8 protein-coding genes and 2 pseudogenes are annotated in these 17,604 nt (G+C 52.4%); 7 read left to right on the top strand and 3 right to left on the bottom strand.

From position 1 onward, the window contains the following. Window positions 1–52 precede the first annotated feature (52 nt). Window positions 53–376 carry an Hpt domain-containing protein gene (locus AC2FIR_RS23345; RefSeq protein WP_496763353.1) on the top strand — a complete coding sequence of 108 codons (324 nt, stop codon included), beginning with the start codon at window positions 53–55 and terminating at the stop codon, window positions 374–376. 396 nt (window positions 377–772) lie between these two features. On the opposite strand, the pseudogene AC2FIR_RS23340 reads toward AC2FIR_RS23345, so the two are convergent. Then, window positions 773–1,561 (bottom strand): annotated as a pseudogene (locus AC2FIR_RS23340) (IS3 family transposase); the annotation flags it as partial. Window positions 1,562–2,240: 679 nt separating this feature from the next. Here AC2FIR_RS23340 and AC2FIR_RS23335 point away from each other — a divergent pair. The 5 genes and pseudogenes from AC2FIR_RS23335 (at window position 2,241) to AC2FIR_RS23315 (ending at window position 13,252) form a co-directional block, all read left to right on the top strand. Beyond that, the gene (locus AC2FIR_RS23335; protein ID WP_496763349.1) at window positions 2,241–5,543 is read left to right on the top strand and encodes an adenylate/guanylate cyclase domain-containing protein; all 3,303 of its coding nucleotides are present in this window, start codon (window positions 2,241–2,243) and stop codon (window positions 5,541–5,543) included. A gap of 33 nt (window positions 5,544–5,576) precedes the next feature. Then, window positions 5,577–9,239 carry a flavoprotein gene (locus AC2FIR_RS23330; RefSeq protein ID WP_480915339.1) on the top strand — a complete coding sequence of 1,221 codons (3,663 nt, stop codon included), beginning with the start codon at window positions 5,577–5,579 and terminating at the stop codon, window positions 9,237–9,239. Window positions 9,240–9,538: 299 nt separating this feature from the next. After that, a complete protein-coding gene (locus tag AC2FIR_RS23325) occupies window positions 9,539–11,254 on the top strand; it encodes a mechanosensitive ion channel family protein (RefSeq protein ID WP_496748052.1) in 1,716 nt (571 codons plus the stop codon). A 144-nt stretch (window positions 11,255–11,398) separates the two neighbouring features. Next, a pseudogene (locus tag AC2FIR_RS23320) lies at window positions 11,399–11,806 on the top strand (adenylate/guanylate cyclase domain-containing protein); the annotation flags it as partial. A gap of 54 nt (window positions 11,807–11,860) precedes the next feature. Next, window positions 11,861–13,252, top strand: coding sequence for a hypothetical protein (locus AC2FIR_RS23315; RefSeq protein ID WP_480915348.1), 1,392 nt, complete (start codon window positions 11,861–11,863; stop codon window positions 13,250–13,252). A gap of 375 nt (window positions 13,253–13,627) precedes the next feature. Here the strand turns inward: AC2FIR_RS23315 and AC2FIR_RS23310 are convergent, their stop codons facing one another. Further along, window positions 13,628–14,314: a hypothetical protein gene (locus tag AC2FIR_RS23310; RefSeq protein ID WP_496748177.1), complete on the bottom strand. Its 687-nt coding sequence runs from the start codon at window positions 14,312–14,314 to the stop codon at window positions 13,628–13,630. A gap of 1,059 nt (window positions 14,315–15,373) precedes the next feature. Here AC2FIR_RS23310 and AC2FIR_RS23305 point away from each other — a divergent pair. Beyond that, on the top strand, window positions 15,374–17,086 hold the full coding sequence (locus AC2FIR_RS23305; protein WP_170611818.1) for an adenylate/guanylate cyclase domain-containing protein: 1,713 nt from the start codon (window positions 15,374–15,376) through the stop codon (window positions 17,084–17,086). A 193-nt stretch (window positions 17,087–17,279) separates the two neighbouring features. Here AC2FIR_RS23305 and AC2FIR_RS23300 read toward each other — a convergent pair whose 3' ends face one another. Next, window positions 17,280–17,429 (bottom strand): hypothetical protein, encoded by a 150-nt coding sequence (locus AC2FIR_RS23300; RefSeq protein WP_496763345.1) that lies wholly within the window; start codon window positions 17,427–17,429, stop codon window positions 17,280–17,282. Between the last annotated feature and the right edge of the window lie 175 nt (window positions 17,430–17,604).

Here is a 17,604-nt window from a genome sequence, read left to right as displayed (position 1 = left end):
GCCGTATCCACGATCATAAAATCAACCGGCTCGACGAATTGCTTCCCTGGAACTGGCTGCCAGCATCTGCCGAAAACCGCAAGGCGGCCTAAATCGGGCGGTTACTTTCTTCCAAGAGATGTCAGATTTCTTTTTACAACATGAGAAGGTCACCGATTTGAGCGAAAGAAGTGAGCTTTCCTCCCACTTGCATAAGCTAAATGGAGCCGCTGCATTGTTCGGTTTTCGCTCATTGACAAAATCAATCGAGACTACGCGAATAATTGCTACGAAGGCTGATGTAGCCTCTCTAGAGATCGCCCTTGGTAGACTAAAGAAAGACACAAAGGGCACTCGCGAACAGGTTGATAGGCTACAGTTTCCACAATCTCTTTAAGTTTCCCAACAACAGTAAGGACCTTGTATGAACTAGCAATACTTAAGGCCAGCAAAGTGTGTGCAAGTCTAGTCTAATTGGTAGGTTGAGAAAGTCGTGAGATCAAAAATAATGGGATGTGAACTTCAAAGTTCAGAGCGATAACCACTCACTGGAACAACGCTATCGTTCTAAGCCCGCCGGCTCCGCTCGGCGGGCTTTTCTACTTGTACAGCACTGTCTAAATTGTAGGAGCAAGACTTTGCAGGATTAGCCTGGTAGAAAATCTCTGGGGACGGAAATGCTTTTCGGACGCCGAACACAATTGATTAGTTCAGTCGGGGATGTTTGGCCATGATAGTCGAGCAGAGACTGAACTGGTCTGATCAGCCCCACTTGAGTGGTCCAATTTGATTGTTAGTGCATGATTGGCCTTGGGTCCATCTGGACGATTGTTTCCGGTGCCGGTGGGCGGTAGCCCAGAGCGCTGTGGGGTCGTTTGGTATTGTAGTGCTTTCTCCATTCTTCGATCAGGATTTGGGCTTCGCGTAAGCTGTAGAAGATCTCGCCATTCAGGAACTCATCTCGGAACCGAGCATTGAAGCTTTCGCAGTATCCGTTTTCCCAAGGTGACCCTGGTTCGATGTACGCGGTCTTCGCGCCAACCGCTTTGATCCACTCTTGGACGGCCTGAGCAATAAACTCCGGGCCATTGTCAGACCGAATGAACGACGGGATGCCACGCAGGATGAACAGATCGCTCAAGGCATCGATGACATTGCCCGAGTTCAGTTTCCGATCCGCGCGAATGCTCAAGCATTCTCGACTGTGTTCGTCGATGATGTTCAATGTCCGAAACGCCCTGCCGTCATCGGTCCGACAATGCACGAAGTCATATGACCAGACATGGTTGCGATACTCGGGTCGAAGCCTGACGCACGATCCATCGTTCAGCCAAAGCCGCCCCTTCTTTGGTTGTTTCATCGGCACTTTCAGCCCCTCTCGTCGCCAAAGTCTTTCGACGCGCTTATCGTTCACATGCCAGCCCGGATCTCTCAGCAGCGCTGCGATCCGACGGTATCCGTATCGGCCATATTGGCGGGTCAATTCGATCATGTCGGCCACTAACTGCTCTTCGTCTGGACGACCAACTGGCACCTTACGTTGTGTAGAGCGATGTTGTCTCAGAACGCGACAAGCTCTCCTAGCAATCCAATCCGCGGTTGCGGGGCTGGGTGCGGTTCTAATGGACCAGCACCTATGTCAAACTGAGGAAGAAACAGGAGCGTTGGTTCGCCTGAATGACATAGAGCTTCATTTTGGAGGCTATTACCTAGCAACGAACCAACGCGCGGGAAGACGCAGAGCTGTCCGCGCCGTTCGCAAATGGCTACTGCAGGAAGCACTCTACGGAAATTCAAAAGTAAATAACGAGTCGAGTGCAATTCTCGCCTCGAAAGCTAGCACAACTTAGTGGCTGCTATGGGCTCCAAGCAGCCGTTCGGTAGAATTTAATGAATGCCTGTTAAGCGGACGTAGCCGACAATCGTCTGAACAGTCTAGCTACTACAAACTGCCAATGCCGATAATTATCGTTCCAAATGGCACTGAAATCTAGCTTCCCGCAAACGGTCAGCCGTGCGTGGCGCGGTACTTGATTTGTAGTAACGTCCGCGTTGCGAACGAAACCGTATCTGGCCTCTATTCGAGATTTGATGACAATCGGCCAAAACAGAATTTGCGATCCGTCAGAACTCTTTTGTTTATCCTGCTCAGATCAAACACGAACAAGTAGCTCGTTTGATCCATTCGACTCAATGGTTAACGATTGCTTTAGTACAAGTGAAAGTAGTAGATCAGACAAGGGTACTTGCGGGACTGTTCGGTGGATGAACTTGAAAAAATACTGAGCAACATCGGGTTTTCTCAATACCTCGATGCTTTTGTTCAAAACGACATTGATATGTCACTTATTGGCGATCTGACCCTCGATGAATTGAAGGAAATCGGCATCGTTTCTCTGGGGCACCGGAAGAAAATCCTGGCGGGCCTGAAAAAGGCCGCGGAAACATACGACCCAACTGTCACTGCACCCACATCGACAAACCTTGAAAGCTCCTCTGAAGCTGAACGGCGAGACGTCACTACCATTTTTGCCGACCTCAGCAGCTATACTCAGTTATCGCGCGAACTGGACAAGGAAGATCTGCACGATGTGCTGTCTTGCTTGTATGATCGCTTCAATGAAATTGTGATCCGCATGGGTGGCACGGTGGACCGTCATATCGGCGATTGTGTGATGGCGGTTTTCGGCGCGCCGGTCTCATTTGGCAACGATAGTGAACGGGCGTTGCGGACAACCGTCGAGATGCACCGCGCCATGGAAGAGATATCTCGAAGATTTGGTCGTGAACTGACTGTTCATATTGGTGCTGCAGCTGGCAACGTTCTCTTCTCCAAGCGCGGTTACGGACAACGAAAAGACCAAGACTTTACTGTGACTGGAGATACTGTGAACCTAGCGTCCCGCCTTGCTGATCAGGCTGGCCCAAAAGAAACACTGATTGACGACAAGATATTTCTGTCTCTCAGTCAAAGCATTCATTGCGACGCTCCAGTCTCTTTACAGGTTAAAGGGTACGAAAGCCCCGTGCTGGCGCATCGGTTTGTCGGCTTCGGTCGGGCGGTCGCACAAAACAAAATTGTCGGACGTGATCGAGAAGTCGAGCTACTGGGTCGAGCACTTGACGGAACCATCTCGCGGCGTACTGGTGAAACGGTATACCTGCGCGGAGATGCGGGTATCGGCAAGACGAGGCTGGTTCAGGAAACTCTTTTAAAGGCAAAAGCGAAAGGTTTTGACAGGCATTCCGCACTGTTTCTTGACTTTGGTCTGGGAGATGCAGAGTCGCCCGTGAACAAAATCATAAGCAGTATGTGTGGTCTGGGAGAGCACGCTCAACAATCAGCGGTCATGTCCGTGATCAAGCGATTGACCGAGGCAGACGTCCTGAATGAGATTTCCACACTTTTCATGGTTCAGATTCTGGGCGTGAAACCTGATCTTGAGATGTCGGTGATGCTTGGTGCCATGAGTGACACCGCTCGGGTGGAAGGGTTGCATGAAACCATCAGACGCGTCGTGCGTCATTTCTCAGCGCAAACACCGCAACTGATTGTTTTGGAGGATGTCCATTGGGCAGATCCCAAAATGCTGCCCTTGATAAATATTCTGGTCGATGAAAGTCAGGCCAATCCGGTCTTTCTTTTGCTTACATCACGTATGGAAGGATACGTGATGGACATGGATATTGCTCCGATCGAAAGTTCAGCGCGTGTAAGAAGAATGACCCTGGGCGCTCTGAAATCGGCTGATGCGATGGAACTTGCACAGATGACCATTCGCGTCACGAACCAAATGGTCGATGAGTGTATCGAGAAGGCGCAGGGTAACCCGCTTTTTCTGGTTCAGATGTTGGCCCACGCGAACGATGTAGATGGGCTGGTTCCCAGTTCGATCCAAAGCTTGATTCAGGCCCGCTTTGACCGACTTGCGCCGCAAGACAAGAAAATACTGCATGCGGCAGCCGTGTTGGGGCAGCGTTTTACGATGAGCGCCGTGACGCAAATTGCAGAGGTGAGCGTTTACGACGAGCGCCCATTGCTGGACGCAGCCCTGATAAAACCCATCGACGACGGATATCTTTTTGCCCATGCTCTGATACGGGATGCCATTCTCAGTACTATTCTGCGGAAAGACTTGCGCGCATTGCATTTGGCAGCCGCAAATTGGTTTGAGAAGCGCGGCGTCGTACTTTATGCGCAACATCTTTCGTTCGCCGAAGACCCGCGCGCCGCTGAGGCGTTTCTCTCGGCGGCGCGTGACGCAAGAGATGCATTCCAATCAGATGATGCTCTGGATTTTGCACAAAAGGGGTTGAACTGCGATCCCGATCTAGACACGCGTGGTGCACTTTTGCGGGTCAAAGGCGATGTTCTGCGGGAGTCAGGTGACAGTGAGAAATCCATCACATGCTTCCGCGAGGCACAAGACTGCGCAGCGCATGCGTTGGACAAATGCCGTTCGTTGATCGGCATCGCTGCCGCCATGCGTATCCTGGACCGGATCGATGAAGCGTACGCGGTTCTCGACGAAGCCCAGACTATTGCCGAAGGCGGCACGCTTTTGTCTGAGTTGAGCAATATACACTATCTGCGTGGGAGCCTGCATTTCCCACGTGGTGATCTAGACGGTTGCCAGGAAGAACATTTCAAATCGCTTGAATATGCGCAGAGAGCCGATTTGCCGGAAAGGCAAGCCCTGGCGCTCAGCGGGTTGGGCGACGCCGCTTATGCGCGTGGCAGGATGTTTACCGCTCATGAGGTCATAGAAAACTGCCTGCAGCTTTGTGAACAACATGGTCTGGGTGCAGTACAGAGTGCTAATCTGTTCATGTTGGCCACAACAAAAATTTACATGAACCAGACCGAGCAGGCGCTGGCCTGCGCCTTGCAGTCAGCCGAATTGGCGCAAAAACTCGGAACACATCGTCCGGAAATCGTGTCTCGACTGACAGCGGGCTGGATCCTCACTTCGATGGCGCGGTATGCCGAAGCACGCTCGGAGATCGACAGGGGCAGCAAACTAGCCGAACGCATCGGCGCGAAACGGTTCCTTCCCTTTTTGGAAGAGACACTTGCACGCATAGAGTTCGAACAGGGCAACGACATTGAAGCAGAGAGGCTTGCCGAGGACGCGCTGACGAAAGTGCGCGAAATGGCGCTCGATACTTTTATAGGCCCTTGGGTGATGTCCACGGTTGCCCTAACGACATCAAATGCCGCGCGACGCATTGAAATTCTGCGGGAAGGAGAAGCATTGCTTGCAAAGGGTTGTGTTGGTCACAACTACTTTCGGTTTTACCGAAATGCCATACAAGCTTGCCTGAACGCAGAGGCCTTCGAGGACGCAGAGCGTTTGGCGACAGCCCTCGAAGACTACACCGCGGACGAACCGACACCATGGTCGCAATATCATATTCAACGGACCAGAGCGCTGACAAACAAAGCGCGCGGGATGCCAGATAACGAAGCATTGACATCACTTCGAACGACGGCAGAGGCGGCGAGCCTGTTCAACGCAATGCCCGTCATACGCAAAAAACCCTATCAAACGGCGGCGACCTAAAACTGATCGCACCTGCAGGAAAGGATACAACCCATGACCGAGACACAATCCTTGGGGACCGAAACAACGCAGGTTGTAAGCGACGATCAATGGGCTATCGTTCTTGAGGCGTTGCCGGATGCGGTGACGTTAAGCGAACCCCTCGAGTTGCGAGCATCATTCGATGTCTTAAACGTCGCCAAAGGAGATATCCTGCCGCCAAGCGGGATGTATGTTGTGCTCGAGGGCAATATCGCCCTTTTGCAAACTGACGAGAAGCTCGCGCGCGCCGAAACGGGAGATTATTTTTACGAGGCGCACCTTGCATATACGGAACTGCCGGTTGGCCTGACCGCCCAAGCAGAGCAAAACACAACTCTGGCTTACTTGTCGCGCAACAAATGGAGCGATCTGAAGAACGAGACACGCGAAGTATTTGTCTCAACGCTCTTTGGCGACCTGGTGAATGTCTACATGCAGGACTTCCAGCAATCCATCAATTGCTGCAGCGTTACTGCTGCGGCGTTGAGTATGACCGCACTTGGCTTCTCTTGCGAGGTCAATGACATCTTCCGGAAGGTCAACTTGCCGAGTTCCTATGTCGTCAACACGGGTATCGCGCTGGGTGAGCTTTTCGATATCGCTTGCAACTACATCCACACGGTTGGTCTTCGGGATCGGGTCAAAGTGACGCCTTTCTTCATGGACCCTGAAACAACCAGCGCGGAAACGTTGATGGAAGCCATTCTCGAATCCGAGCGTGTTGCGGGCAAAGACGATATCATTGTTGCCAATTTTCAGGTCGGCATTGCACACGGTCGTCCGATGCCCGGGGGGCATTTTGCCGTGATCGCCAAATGCAACCCGAGCACCGGCTTGCTGCATATGATGGATGTTCACCCGGAGAAGTATGGCAAGCTGTGGGTGACAACGGTCGGCCGGCTTTACGAAGCGATGTCCGATCGCGACGGAAGCTCGCACCGCGCAAGGGGAATCTTGCGGTTCTCAGCCCGCGGTGCGGTCGCAACCGAACTCGAAGCGATCAAACGTGAGATCCGTTACGTGGACAGCACCATTCATCTAAGCATCTCGAATGACAAACGGCATGAGATGTTCAGACGCTCCACACCCAACTTGAACGGTTTGAGTGTTCTTGCGGAAAGCTTCGAGATTTTCGGAGATCACGGTGCCAGCGAAGACAAGCTGATGCGGGTGGCAGAACTTTCCTACACGGAGTCGCTCGGCAAGGTCAGATCGGCCGCAGAGCTCAGCAAAATTGCGCGGAAGTATCTTGCTAAAATGGAAGATCTGCACGTCAAAGCCGAGTTTCATTCGTTCAACACGAGAACAAAAGAAAGCCCGGACACGGCGGAGGCTTGGTTCGAGGCGCAGTTGCGAACCCTTAAATCTCCTGAGACGCATAAGCCGGACCAGAGTTTTGATTCTCCCGATAAAGACGAACCGCACCAGAAAAAGCGTCACTTGCAGATCAACATCGATCTGAACAAGGTACTCGGACACAATGCCGTGGCTCTGCCCAGTAGCGATTTCACAGAAACAGCGCTTTTGCAGGAGTTCTGGTGCCTTTGTATCGGATACAATGAGGACACCGATTACGTCACCCTCGTGGATATGAGCCCTGCAACTTCGCAAGTCTGGCAGATAACCCGCACAGCTCTCTTTCATGGGCTGCGCGACAACAATGATCCCGAGATGGTCGTACTTCAAGAAAAAGAAATGCCGCGTGACCCGGGCGATGTCCAGCAGCTGTTAAAAGACCATAAACTGATCCTCTTTTATGACGACGAAGATCCGTGGTCCTACATGCTGCATAGTGTCTTGAACAACATCGGCGCCGAGGATCTGGTTGAGGTTGATGTGTCCGGCGACAGTACGCTTGCGACACGCATGCGGCGGCAGCTTGAAAAAATGACAAGCAAACCCACGGTGCCGTATTTGTTCCTCGAAGGCGAGTACCTCGGCAAAAGAAAAGACATTATGGATGCCTATATCGCCGGGCGACTTCAGGAAGACATCAAGAAGGCCGGCTTGCGCGTGTTGTTAAAAACCGAGACACCGAGCCTGGAGCACAATGACTACGGATATCCCAAGGGCGGTTTGACGGAGCCACGCGACGGGAAGCGCAATGTGTTGCTTTGCGCTTGCGGCTCCTCTGCGGCGGATAAAGTGCCGGAACTTGTGCAGAAGCTCACCGACCTTGGTCACAACGTGAAACTGATCCCTTCACCCCACGCAGAGCACTTTTTCAGAGATGTGAAAGAACGAGACGAAAAGGCATACGACATTTACGACCACATCACCCCCAAAGATGTATACCGCGACAGCGATGAATGGAACTTCCGGTATACGCAGTTCGATATGGCGGTGCGCGCCTCTCACCTCGCATTGTGCGATTGGGCGGATTGCGTGGTTGTGGCACCAATTACATGTAACACTATGGGGAAAATTGCGCATGGGATCGGAGATACGCTGCTGACGTCGGTTTTTGTCGCCTGGCAGTATCACACCAAACCCGTCATATTTTGCCCTGCCTGCAATACGAATATGTGGAACAACATCACGACGCAGAACAATGTCGCTATCCTAAAACGTCTTGGAGGAACATTTGCGGGGCCGCGCCGCTCCAAACTCTCGAATGGCACAATGGGTATCGGTGCCATGGCCACTCCTAGCGAAATCGTCACGGCTCTGAACATTGCATTTGATGATCTGGACCATCAACCGGACCGCATTATCAAATGGGCGAAAGAAGCGTCCATGTCGCGCGATCACCTACTGTGGGATCGTATTTTCAGAATGATACGGGAAGATGTGGTTGGTGTGAATGTACTCGATCACGAAACAAAAGACACATTGCTGCATTTTGCTTGCGGTGGCCCCGGCGAGACACTGGGCACAGGAACCACCCACGGCATTGAACATGTCGCCGCTGTCGAAGAATTGTTGAAACTCGGTATCGACGTGAACAGTGTCAACATTGCTGGCTACTCTGCCATGCACGTTGCCATCAAGAACGGCGCAGAAGATATCATCAGGCTGATCCTCGACACTGGCGACTTCAAGGTTCTGAGTTGCATGCGGATGTTGTTGGACCCTGACGTCGAACTTTCAGACGAAACCCGGAAGTTGCTCAACGAGTGGGCCGAGAACGTGCGTAGTGATCTGCCGCAGGAGGAGGATTTAGATGAAGACGACGCGCTGGACGACGACAATGACACAACATACCTCTACTTTACGTATGGGTCGCTGAAGCGCGGATTCCCGAATTATGAGAAAAACGCAAAGCTGCTGAGCGATTTTGTTGGCGCGGCGACAACTACACAGACCATGCCGTTGATCGTGCAGAAAGAACCGGCCTGCGACAATCCTAATTGTGGTTTCCTACATCGCATGGCGACGTTGGTGGATAAGAAAGGTTCGGGCAAACATGTCCGCGGCGAGGTGTACCGCGTGACGGCGCAGGGATTGAAAGAGCTTGATAACCTTGAGGGTTACGACCCCATCAACCGCGAAGGCAACACTTATGTTCGCAAAACAATTGCGGTCGAATTAGCGGGCAAAACTGAAAAAGCCTTTTGCTATTTCATTGTCAATCCGGAGAAGTACCAAGCAGCAGTTGCTGCAGGCACGTCTGAAATCGTTTCCGAGTACACGCAGGAGATGGCCATCGCGACACCGAAAACAGAGAGCGTTTAGGAGATGATATAGCCGTTGGAGTATCACAGTGTCTTTTGCAGTCAACGTTCAGTGCCAGGCCCGTAGAGCGAATGCGCCTGATCGGTTACCCGTGTTTAGAGACTTTAGACCACATCGTTATCGGATCCAACTGATGACGAGCGGCATTCGAAGATGATAATTTGGTCCGCTACTTGGCTGCACCGCATTTGCAAAATTGCCAATTTGGACCCCGATATATCCTCGGATGTGCCGACAATTTTATGTCGTCGCCAGACGAGCTATGTAAGTAACTGATATTCAAAAAAGTTGGTTCAAAAATGCTTCATTCGAACCGCGTCATCTGCGCTGTAGCATTCACCATTCTAACGCTACTTTCTTCGGTGGCTTTAGCGCAGTCTGTGGAACACCCCCTTCGGCCACCAAAGACCGGAAGCCCGCAGGCGACCTTGCAAGCTTTTGTTGCCGCGATGGCCGATGTTTACAAGATCGCAACGCAGCCTGATGCTAAAGGATCGGATACAATACTGCCTCTACGTCGAGCAGCGGCGACGATTGACATGTCGCTGTTTCCGCCTGAAATCCGGCGCAGCCAGTCCATTGAAGTTGCTTTACTGTTGGATGAAATTTTTGATCGTATAGGGCTACCGGACATCACTCAGGCGCCATCCGTTGACGATGAAACGCCAAACAAATGGCGCGTCCCGAATACCCCAATAACAATTGCTCTTGTCGAAAGCGGGCCGCGCACCGGCGAATACCTTTTTTCCGCCAGCACCGCTCAGAATATCCGCGAATATTATGATGCGATACGCGAACTGCCTTACATCGACACTTCGTCACCGGGCCTGTACACGGCCTATCTGACGACGCCCGGACCCGGGATCGCGCTCAGGTGGAGCGAAGGCTTGCCGGACTGGAGCAAGCTGGTCGTTTTTGAGCAAACATATTGGCAATGGATCGCGCTGGCCGGGGTTACAATACTGCTCACCGTGCAGTTTATCCCTATTTTGCGCACTTCGCGCTCGGTAGGCACCGCGGAAACGCAAGAGCAGGAGCGCGCGAAAAGGCTAAACCAGTTTGTAACTCTGCTTGCTGCGCTCGCACTCACGATAGCAGCAGCATGGTTTGTGGATGAAATCGTCAATCTCACGGGCGATACTCAGATCACCGTTGCCTATATTCTGGCCGTCCTGCGTTTTGTTCTATTGGGTTGGATTATCGTTGTTGCCGGAAATGTTTTTGTGGATGTTGTCAGTTGGGCGCGAGGTTTGGAGCCAAACTCGGCAGGGGTACTTTTGTTAACTGTTGCGAGTTGGATCGTTGTAGGGCTCTTTCTTTTTGCGCTCATAGTCGCGGCCGCACAAAGGTTCGGTTTCCCGGCTTATTCAGTAGTAACTGGTCTCGGCGTCGGCGGTATTGCCATCGGGCTTGGCGCACAAGCATTGGTTCGGGATATCTTGTCCGGCGTATTTTTCCTGATGGACGATGCCTTTCGCAAAGGAGAATACGTGCAGGTGGGTGACGCTATGGGGAACGTCGAAAAGATCTCAATCCGGTCAATGCAACTTCGCCACCATCTCGGCGCCATTCATACAATCCCGTACGGGCAGATTGCTCAACTTACAAATTTCAGTCGCGATTGGGTCATTGTAAAACTCAGCTTCACGGTACCCTATGACACTGATCCGAAAGTCATTAAACGGAAGTTTAAGGAGATCGGCGAAGATATGGTGAACGACCCGGCTTTCGCGGGTAGTTTTATCGAACCCTTTAAGAGCCAGGGAGTTTTTGATTTCGACGATGTCGGTATGGTTGTCAGAGGCAAGTTCATGACTAAGCCTGGTGAACAATTTACTATCCGCGCGGAACTGCAGGCCCGTGTAAAGGCTGCTTTCGACGATGCAGGTATAAATTTTGCCCGTAAAGAGGTGCGGGTCGCGATGCCAGAAGTTGAAGGAACTCGCGATCGACCGAGCGCTGAGCAATTTGCGGCAGTTGCAGCGGCAAGTACCAGCGAATCTCCGAAAGAATAAACGACTACTTTGGGCTCTATCTGGACCTTCGCTGCGCAGAGCATCAGTGACCGCTGTGCGGACAGAGTCGACATTCGAAGCTGCTCGTTAACGCGCATAGAAAAATCTCACCATTAGGCTAAACTCAGTCACTGAGAGGTTCTTATGGAACGACGGTTGGCCACAATCCTCGCTGCGGATGCTGTCGCATATTCAAGGCTAATGGGCGAGGACGAGGAAGCGGCTCTGGCCGAACTGACGGTCTGCCGGGAACTGATTGACGCGCAAATTTCAAGCCATGGCGGTCGGATCTTCGGTAGTGCCGGGGACAGCGTGGTGGCTGAATTTTCCAGCCCGGTCAAAGCGGTACAGGCGGCATTGGCTGCACAGGGGGATATGGCCCGGCGCGCCGCGGAAAGCCCAGGGCCCAAACGGCTGCAGTTTCGCATTGGTATTCATCTTGGTGATGTAATGGTCCGGGGTGATAACTTGCTGGGTGATGGGGTCAATGTTGCTGCGCGGCTCGAGGCCTTGGCGCCCCCCGGCGGGATCGTTGTATCGAAACCGGTTGCCGAAATGGTCATAGGAAAGCTGGATGTCGAGTTCGGGCATTCTGGCATCCACGAGTTGAAGAACATCACTCGAAGCGTGGAACTCTGGACTTGGCCAGCGGACAAGGCGGTTAAGCCGGTACCGCGGCGTGATAGTCGAAAATTGGGCGCCGTGGTTGCTGCAGCTGTTCTGGCGCTTGCAGGTTTGGCGTACCAGTTCTACCCAAAAGAAGAGGCCTATGCCCTGCCAACCGGACCAAAGGTGCTGATCCTACCCTTCGAGAATGTCGGCGGCGGTCCGCAGGACGACTATTTCAGCGATGGCCTGACCCGCGATATTAACGTGATGCTCGCCAAGTTCACCAACCTGTTCGTATTGGCGCCAGGGGCCGGCAAGGCATTCAGAGAAAATGCGGACTGCCAAGCGATCCGCGATGAGCTGGCTGTGGATTACATACTGGGTGGCACGGTGCAGCGTTCTGACGACAAGCTTCGCGTCACCACCACGTTTACCGATGCAAAAACTTGTCTGCAGCTTCAGGCTCCTGGCCCCTTTGAAAGCGACCTGAGCCTTGCGAGCGTTCTGGACGTGCAGGTGGAAGTCGCCAGCAAGATTGCCTCGCTTATCGGATCGAGCGATGCCCCATTGTTCAAGGCCGATGTTCTGAAAACGATCCGCGAAAAGGCGCCCGAAAGCCTCGATGCATATGAGTGCTTTATGACCGCACACTGGTTTTATCAGACCTTTGCACTGCCCGAGCACCGAAAGGCACGCGATTGTCTGCTGCGGACCGTGCGGGAAGAGCCAGGCTATTCATTGGGTTGGTCGCGCCTCGCGTACAACTACCTTGATTCAAAAAAGAACTCTTACGACCTTGATCCCGATTGGGCTCAGAAAAGCTTTGACGCGGTTCAACATGCCATCGAAGCAGATCCCGATAACCCAGATGCATATTACGCACTGGCAGTACGGAGCCGGTTGCTGGGTGAGAGCATGGATGTCTACCGTAAACATGCTGAGCGTGCGGTGGCACTGAACCCGAATGACTCTTGGATTCTAGCTGATCTGGGTATTTTCTTTGCCTATTCAGGTGATTTTGAAACGGGGTTGGCTTGGATCGACCGGGCACGGGCGCTCAACCCAAAACTGCATTCGGGCTATACCTATGCGGCGCATCTGGATGCTATTTCTCGCGGTGATTACGAGGAAGCAATCAAAATACAGTTGGCTGCGGCGGGTAGATTGCCCATGAACAAAGCAAGTCTTGCGGCCAGCTATGCCCTAAACGGGCAGCAAAAGAAGGCTGAAGAGACCGTAGAATATATCAAACAGCAGTTCCCCGAATACCAGTCAGATCCGCGTGCACCGTTTCGCGCACGTGGGATGCCCAAAGAGCTTATTGACAAAATAATGGAAGGCCTGACCCTTGCTGGCTACCCGGTGCAACCGGAAGAGGCCACCAAGTGATGATACCGCGTGATCTTCAAACCAGCTATGATTTGCGGGCTTGCCGATCCTGTACCGAACGTCTGCTTCGGGCGGGTATCGTTGAAAAACCCCAGTTTTGGCCAAAACCGGTGAAAAAACTACACATTGAGAGGCGGTTGAAGTTTTGGGCCAGGGGGTCGGCCAAAGCATTGGTTCCGCTATGTGAGAGGCTGTCATGGCCTACTCTGGGCAAGTGGTGCCAACATTGCTGACGCGATGGAAATCGCGAAAAAGCGAGTGGGCCAAAACTGGAGATTTTCAACACTATCCGGACAAACCGGCCTTTCACGGCAGCGCAGCATGTGGCAACTTTCGGAAGGGCTGCTTTGTGGCCCCAGCAATCATTTCCAGTATTTAGTATGGGGGAAATATCCAAACGGTAAATTCGTCTGTATTCTTGGTGTTCCCCGTCTGCGCGAAAACGCTGAAAAAGTCGCCTAAGCGGCTATCAGGTTTTCCAGCATCGTAACACTTCACGCTGAATGGATCGACGTTAGCGCCCCGCGCTCGAAAAGGTCCGTAGCAACCAAACCGTTCATCGCCTAGTCTTTCAAACTTGTCCAGAGGAACGTTCTTCGGTCCGACGCTCACGCTGGCCGTTGTGACCGGCCCATCGTCCGCAGGAGTTCTTGGCGCAAAGAATGCAAGCCCCTTTAGTCCTTGGTTGCACGCAAGAGGTATTTTGTATTGCTTCTTGTATCCACTCGCTGCAGTGCTGTCGAAAACTACAGTGCGTTCGTTAAGCTTGTGTTTTCCAGTACAAACAACCGTCGATGTTTCAACTGTGTACGTCGCACGTGCCGCACCGCTAAAATCTGGTGTGAGTGGAGCGCCCGAAGACGTTTTCACCAGAACTGGCTGCCTGATATCCCCGTCTTTGGCCGCAATTAGAACCGGCGCTGCAACGATTACCCCAGGGTAGACTAGAGCAGTTGCGGCCAGCGGTGTCGCTTCTTCGCAGCCTGACAGGAAAAGTAGGCAGGCAAGCGCACTCAGTGCTGACGTTGACCGCTTTGCCGCAATTGATCTGAGATTCAGCATTGCCCTGCAACCACCCCTCGCTGAAGTTTCTTCGTGGAACAAAAAAGAACTCGGCTGAGAACGGTACCGCATTGACACAAGTCAAATTGAATTGAAACGTTGGCTTCGCCGCAACGACAAAGCGGTTCAGGCGTCTGCTTGTGGGTGACCTGATGGTGTCGGCTTAGGGCTGACAGTGTTGAAAAACTTCGTGTCCGAACCGATTAGGCCAAATTGGGGAAACATTTTTCCGCCAAATCTCACTTTTTCAAACATTATCTTCTGAGTGCCAAGTTGGAAGGAATTTGTTCTAAGATTTTGAGGCAAATATAGCGGCATCGAGTTTTTCAACACTATCAGCTCAGAACAGTCATTCGCTGCACTAAACCTGAACGTCCCCCCCAACCGCCAGCGACCACCCGTCAGCCCCCTGAACCAGTCCTACGGACGCCGTCAGCGCCAGTTAGTGGTCACTCTAGCGGCAGTGAACGGGTACTCCAGCGGTCGAGAATGCCCCATGCTGACCCTCTAAATGCTCCCGAAACCGCCCCAGTTTCTCGGGCTTCGCTGACAAGCCCATAGGTTTCATCGGTGGGAAAGGATTCCTACCACCCCAGCCAGGTCATCAGAACATGGAACGAGACTAGGCACTTGGGGCTAAACCCTCCGAGAAATGCCCCCGTTTATGCCCCAGTGGTTTCGGGTGTTCTGACTCCCCCTGACTCCTCCTCTTTCCTGACCTCTAGCAGGAGTTCTATGGGGGTGGGGAATAGGTATAAGTAATGAATAGAAACAGGAGGATAGAGAGACCCGAGTATCCTCCTTCCTGATCCGTAATACATTGAGGAAGGAGGAGGTTATGGGGGAGATAGAGGACCCATGGCACTCGCGGCCAATCGACGTTCATCGCTGGTCGGACCATCCAGAGGTGGCAGAGTTGGTCGACCGCATCTGGGATGATCTCCAGCATGGAATGGATTTTGAGAGCAGTTTGGGACTTAGGGTTTAACGCTCAAAGGCAAAGTTGTCGGGCTGACAGAAGTTGAGTGTCGCGCTAAGTTCCTCAAAACGGGGGAACGAATGGACAGACGGCTTACCACAGTGCTTGCGGCGGACATCGTCGGATATTCAGCACTGATGGATCATGACCGTGAAGGTACGATTGCTGCGCTTAGATCATTCCGTGAAGATACACTTCAGTCGCTGCTGCAAGCCCACAGGGGGACATTGATCAAAAGCTTGGGCGACGGTTGGATTGCCGAGTTTAAGTCCACATCAGACGCTGCAGATTGCGCTATTGCATTACAGTCAGCGCAGAAACCAGAGAGCATCAAGCTTCGAATTGGCATTCATACTGGCGAGGTCGTTACAGAAGGCGATGACATTTTTGGTGACGGAATAAATGTCGCCGCTCGTCTCGAAGCGCTGGCCGAACCGGATCAGGTTTTGATATCGGACACATCTCACAACAGTCTTGACCGAGGTGACGCATCCAAATTCGATGGCGGTGAGCAGACAGAACTCAAAAACATCACGCGCCGCATTGGTGTTTGGTGCTGGCCAAAGGGCACTTTTGCCAATCTGTCAGAAAAGGCAGATGTCAGACCCGGGATTGCAGTGCTGCCATTCGACAATATGTCTGGTGATCCCGAACAGGAGTTTTTTGCGGACGGCATCACCGAAGACATTATCACAGAGTTGTCTCGTTTCCGTTGGCTGATGGTCGTGGCAAGAAATTCATCTTTTACATTCAAAGGAAAAAGCACGGACATACGCGAAGTGGGTCGCATTCTTGGAGTGCGCTACGTTCTCGAGGGTTCAGTCAGACGAGCAGGTCAACGAGTCCGCATTACAGGGCAGTTGATTGATGCGGAAGACGGCAGTCATCTCTGGGCAGACCGCTTCGACGGCGTGCTTGATGATATTTTTGACCTTCAAGACAAAGTAACGCTGGAGGTCGTAACCGCGATTGAACCGTCTTTAAGGCACGCCGAAACTAACCGAGCGCGGGCAAAACCTACGGAAAATTTGGAAGCTTATGAACTATATCTTCGAGCACAATCGCATTTCCATCTTTTAACGGATCAAGACAATCGAGAGGCCATACGTCTGACAAACCTCGCATTGAGGCGTGATCCAGAATACGCATCCGCGTCAGGGCTGTTGGCTTGGTTGCATATTCAGCGAATGGTTCAAGGGCTTGAGCCAATTGGTGAAGGGCCGAAAGAGGCTATTAAGGCAGCCGAGCGGGTTCTGTTGAGCGATCGTGCAGACGGCATCGCGTTGGCGTACGCTGCGCATTCAATCTCTATGCTGGCGCGAGACCTGCCACGCGCGCGGGTTGCTTTCAAACAAGCTCTTGAGCAAAATCCAAATGCCGCAACGGTCCATATGCTGGGCTCCATCAACCTTTTTCTTCTTGATCGTCCAGAGGAAGCACTAAGTCACGCGGTTCAATCTGTTGAGCTCAGCCCTCACGATCCATTGCGCCACGCTGCTTACCTTGCTCAGGCTAGCGCGCTTTTTCACCTTGGGCGTTATGAAGAATCGGCTAAGGCTTGCCGAGAAGCTTTATCTGTACGCTCAAACTTCGTAATGAGCCATCTTATGCTGATTGCTGCTTTGGGACACCTCACCGATGATGCTGCAGCTCGCAAAGCGGTAGCGGACCTTCAGACGTTGCGCCCGGGCCTGACTGCAGCCTCAGCGCAGACACAAATGCCAATATTCACTGTTCCATCCTGTGCAGATAGTTGGCGCGAAGGTTGGTTAAAAGCAGGGTTGCCAAAATGAGTATCCGTAGCGTTTTTGCAAAGGCTTTAGCTTCGCACCGCTCCAAGTGAACGTCAGGTCACAAAATTGAAGATGAAAGAACTGAATGATCACAGCAATAGCTTCCTGTGACTTCACGGAGTGTTAGAAACTGATTTATGCACAATTCAACCCTTCGTCTGTCCGATAACTCGGCCCACTTATTTCTGCAGCGTCAATTTTGAGCTTCGAACGGCACCACCTCTCGCCCTGTTCTCCGTTCATGTTCCGCCAGCCGTTGAAGATACGCCTCGGACCGGGCCGTCTGCCGCCAGATGATGTAGTCTTTGACGTGGTCGGAGTTCGGATCGGGTTGTTCGTCCATGGATCAAACTCCTGCATTTGCTTCTTTATTTAGATGCAGGAGGTTGCTCGGTTTTTAGGGTGGGCGGACATTCAGATTTATTGCGGGAATGACCAAGTTGCGGACGAAGGAGCCATTGCCTCCAGCCGCGCGCCTTATCTGTCAGGCATCGAGAAAACCCCGGAGCGCCTGGATA

Source organism: Ruegeria sp. CDSB136 (genome assembly GCF_059610965.1).
Note: the sequence above shows the minus strand (reverse complement) of the source record. Positions and strands in the feature narration are given on the sequence as shown.

What these genes read in the sequence shown, in the direction of transcription:
- AC2FIR_RS23330 (WP_480915339.1), top strand. Translation starts at nt 5,577, where the DNA reads ATGACCGAGACACAATCCTTGGGGACCGAAACAACGCAGGTTGTAAGC.
- AC2FIR_RS23325 (WP_496748052.1), top strand. Translation starts at nt 9,539, where the DNA reads ATGCTTCATTCGAACCGCGTCATCTGCGCTGTAGCATTCACCATTCTA.
- AC2FIR_RS23310 (WP_496748177.1), bottom strand. Translation starts at nt 14,314, where the DNA reads ATGCTGAATCTCAGATCAATTGCGGCAAAGCGGTCAACGTCAGCACTG.
- AC2FIR_RS23305 (WP_170611818.1), top strand. Translation starts at nt 15,374, where the DNA reads ATGGACAGACGGCTTACCACAGTGCTTGCGGCGGACATCGTCGGATAT.
- AC2FIR_RS23300 (WP_496763345.1), bottom strand. Translation starts at nt 17,429, where the DNA reads ATGGACGAACAACCCGATCCGAACTCCGACCACGTCAAAGACTACATC.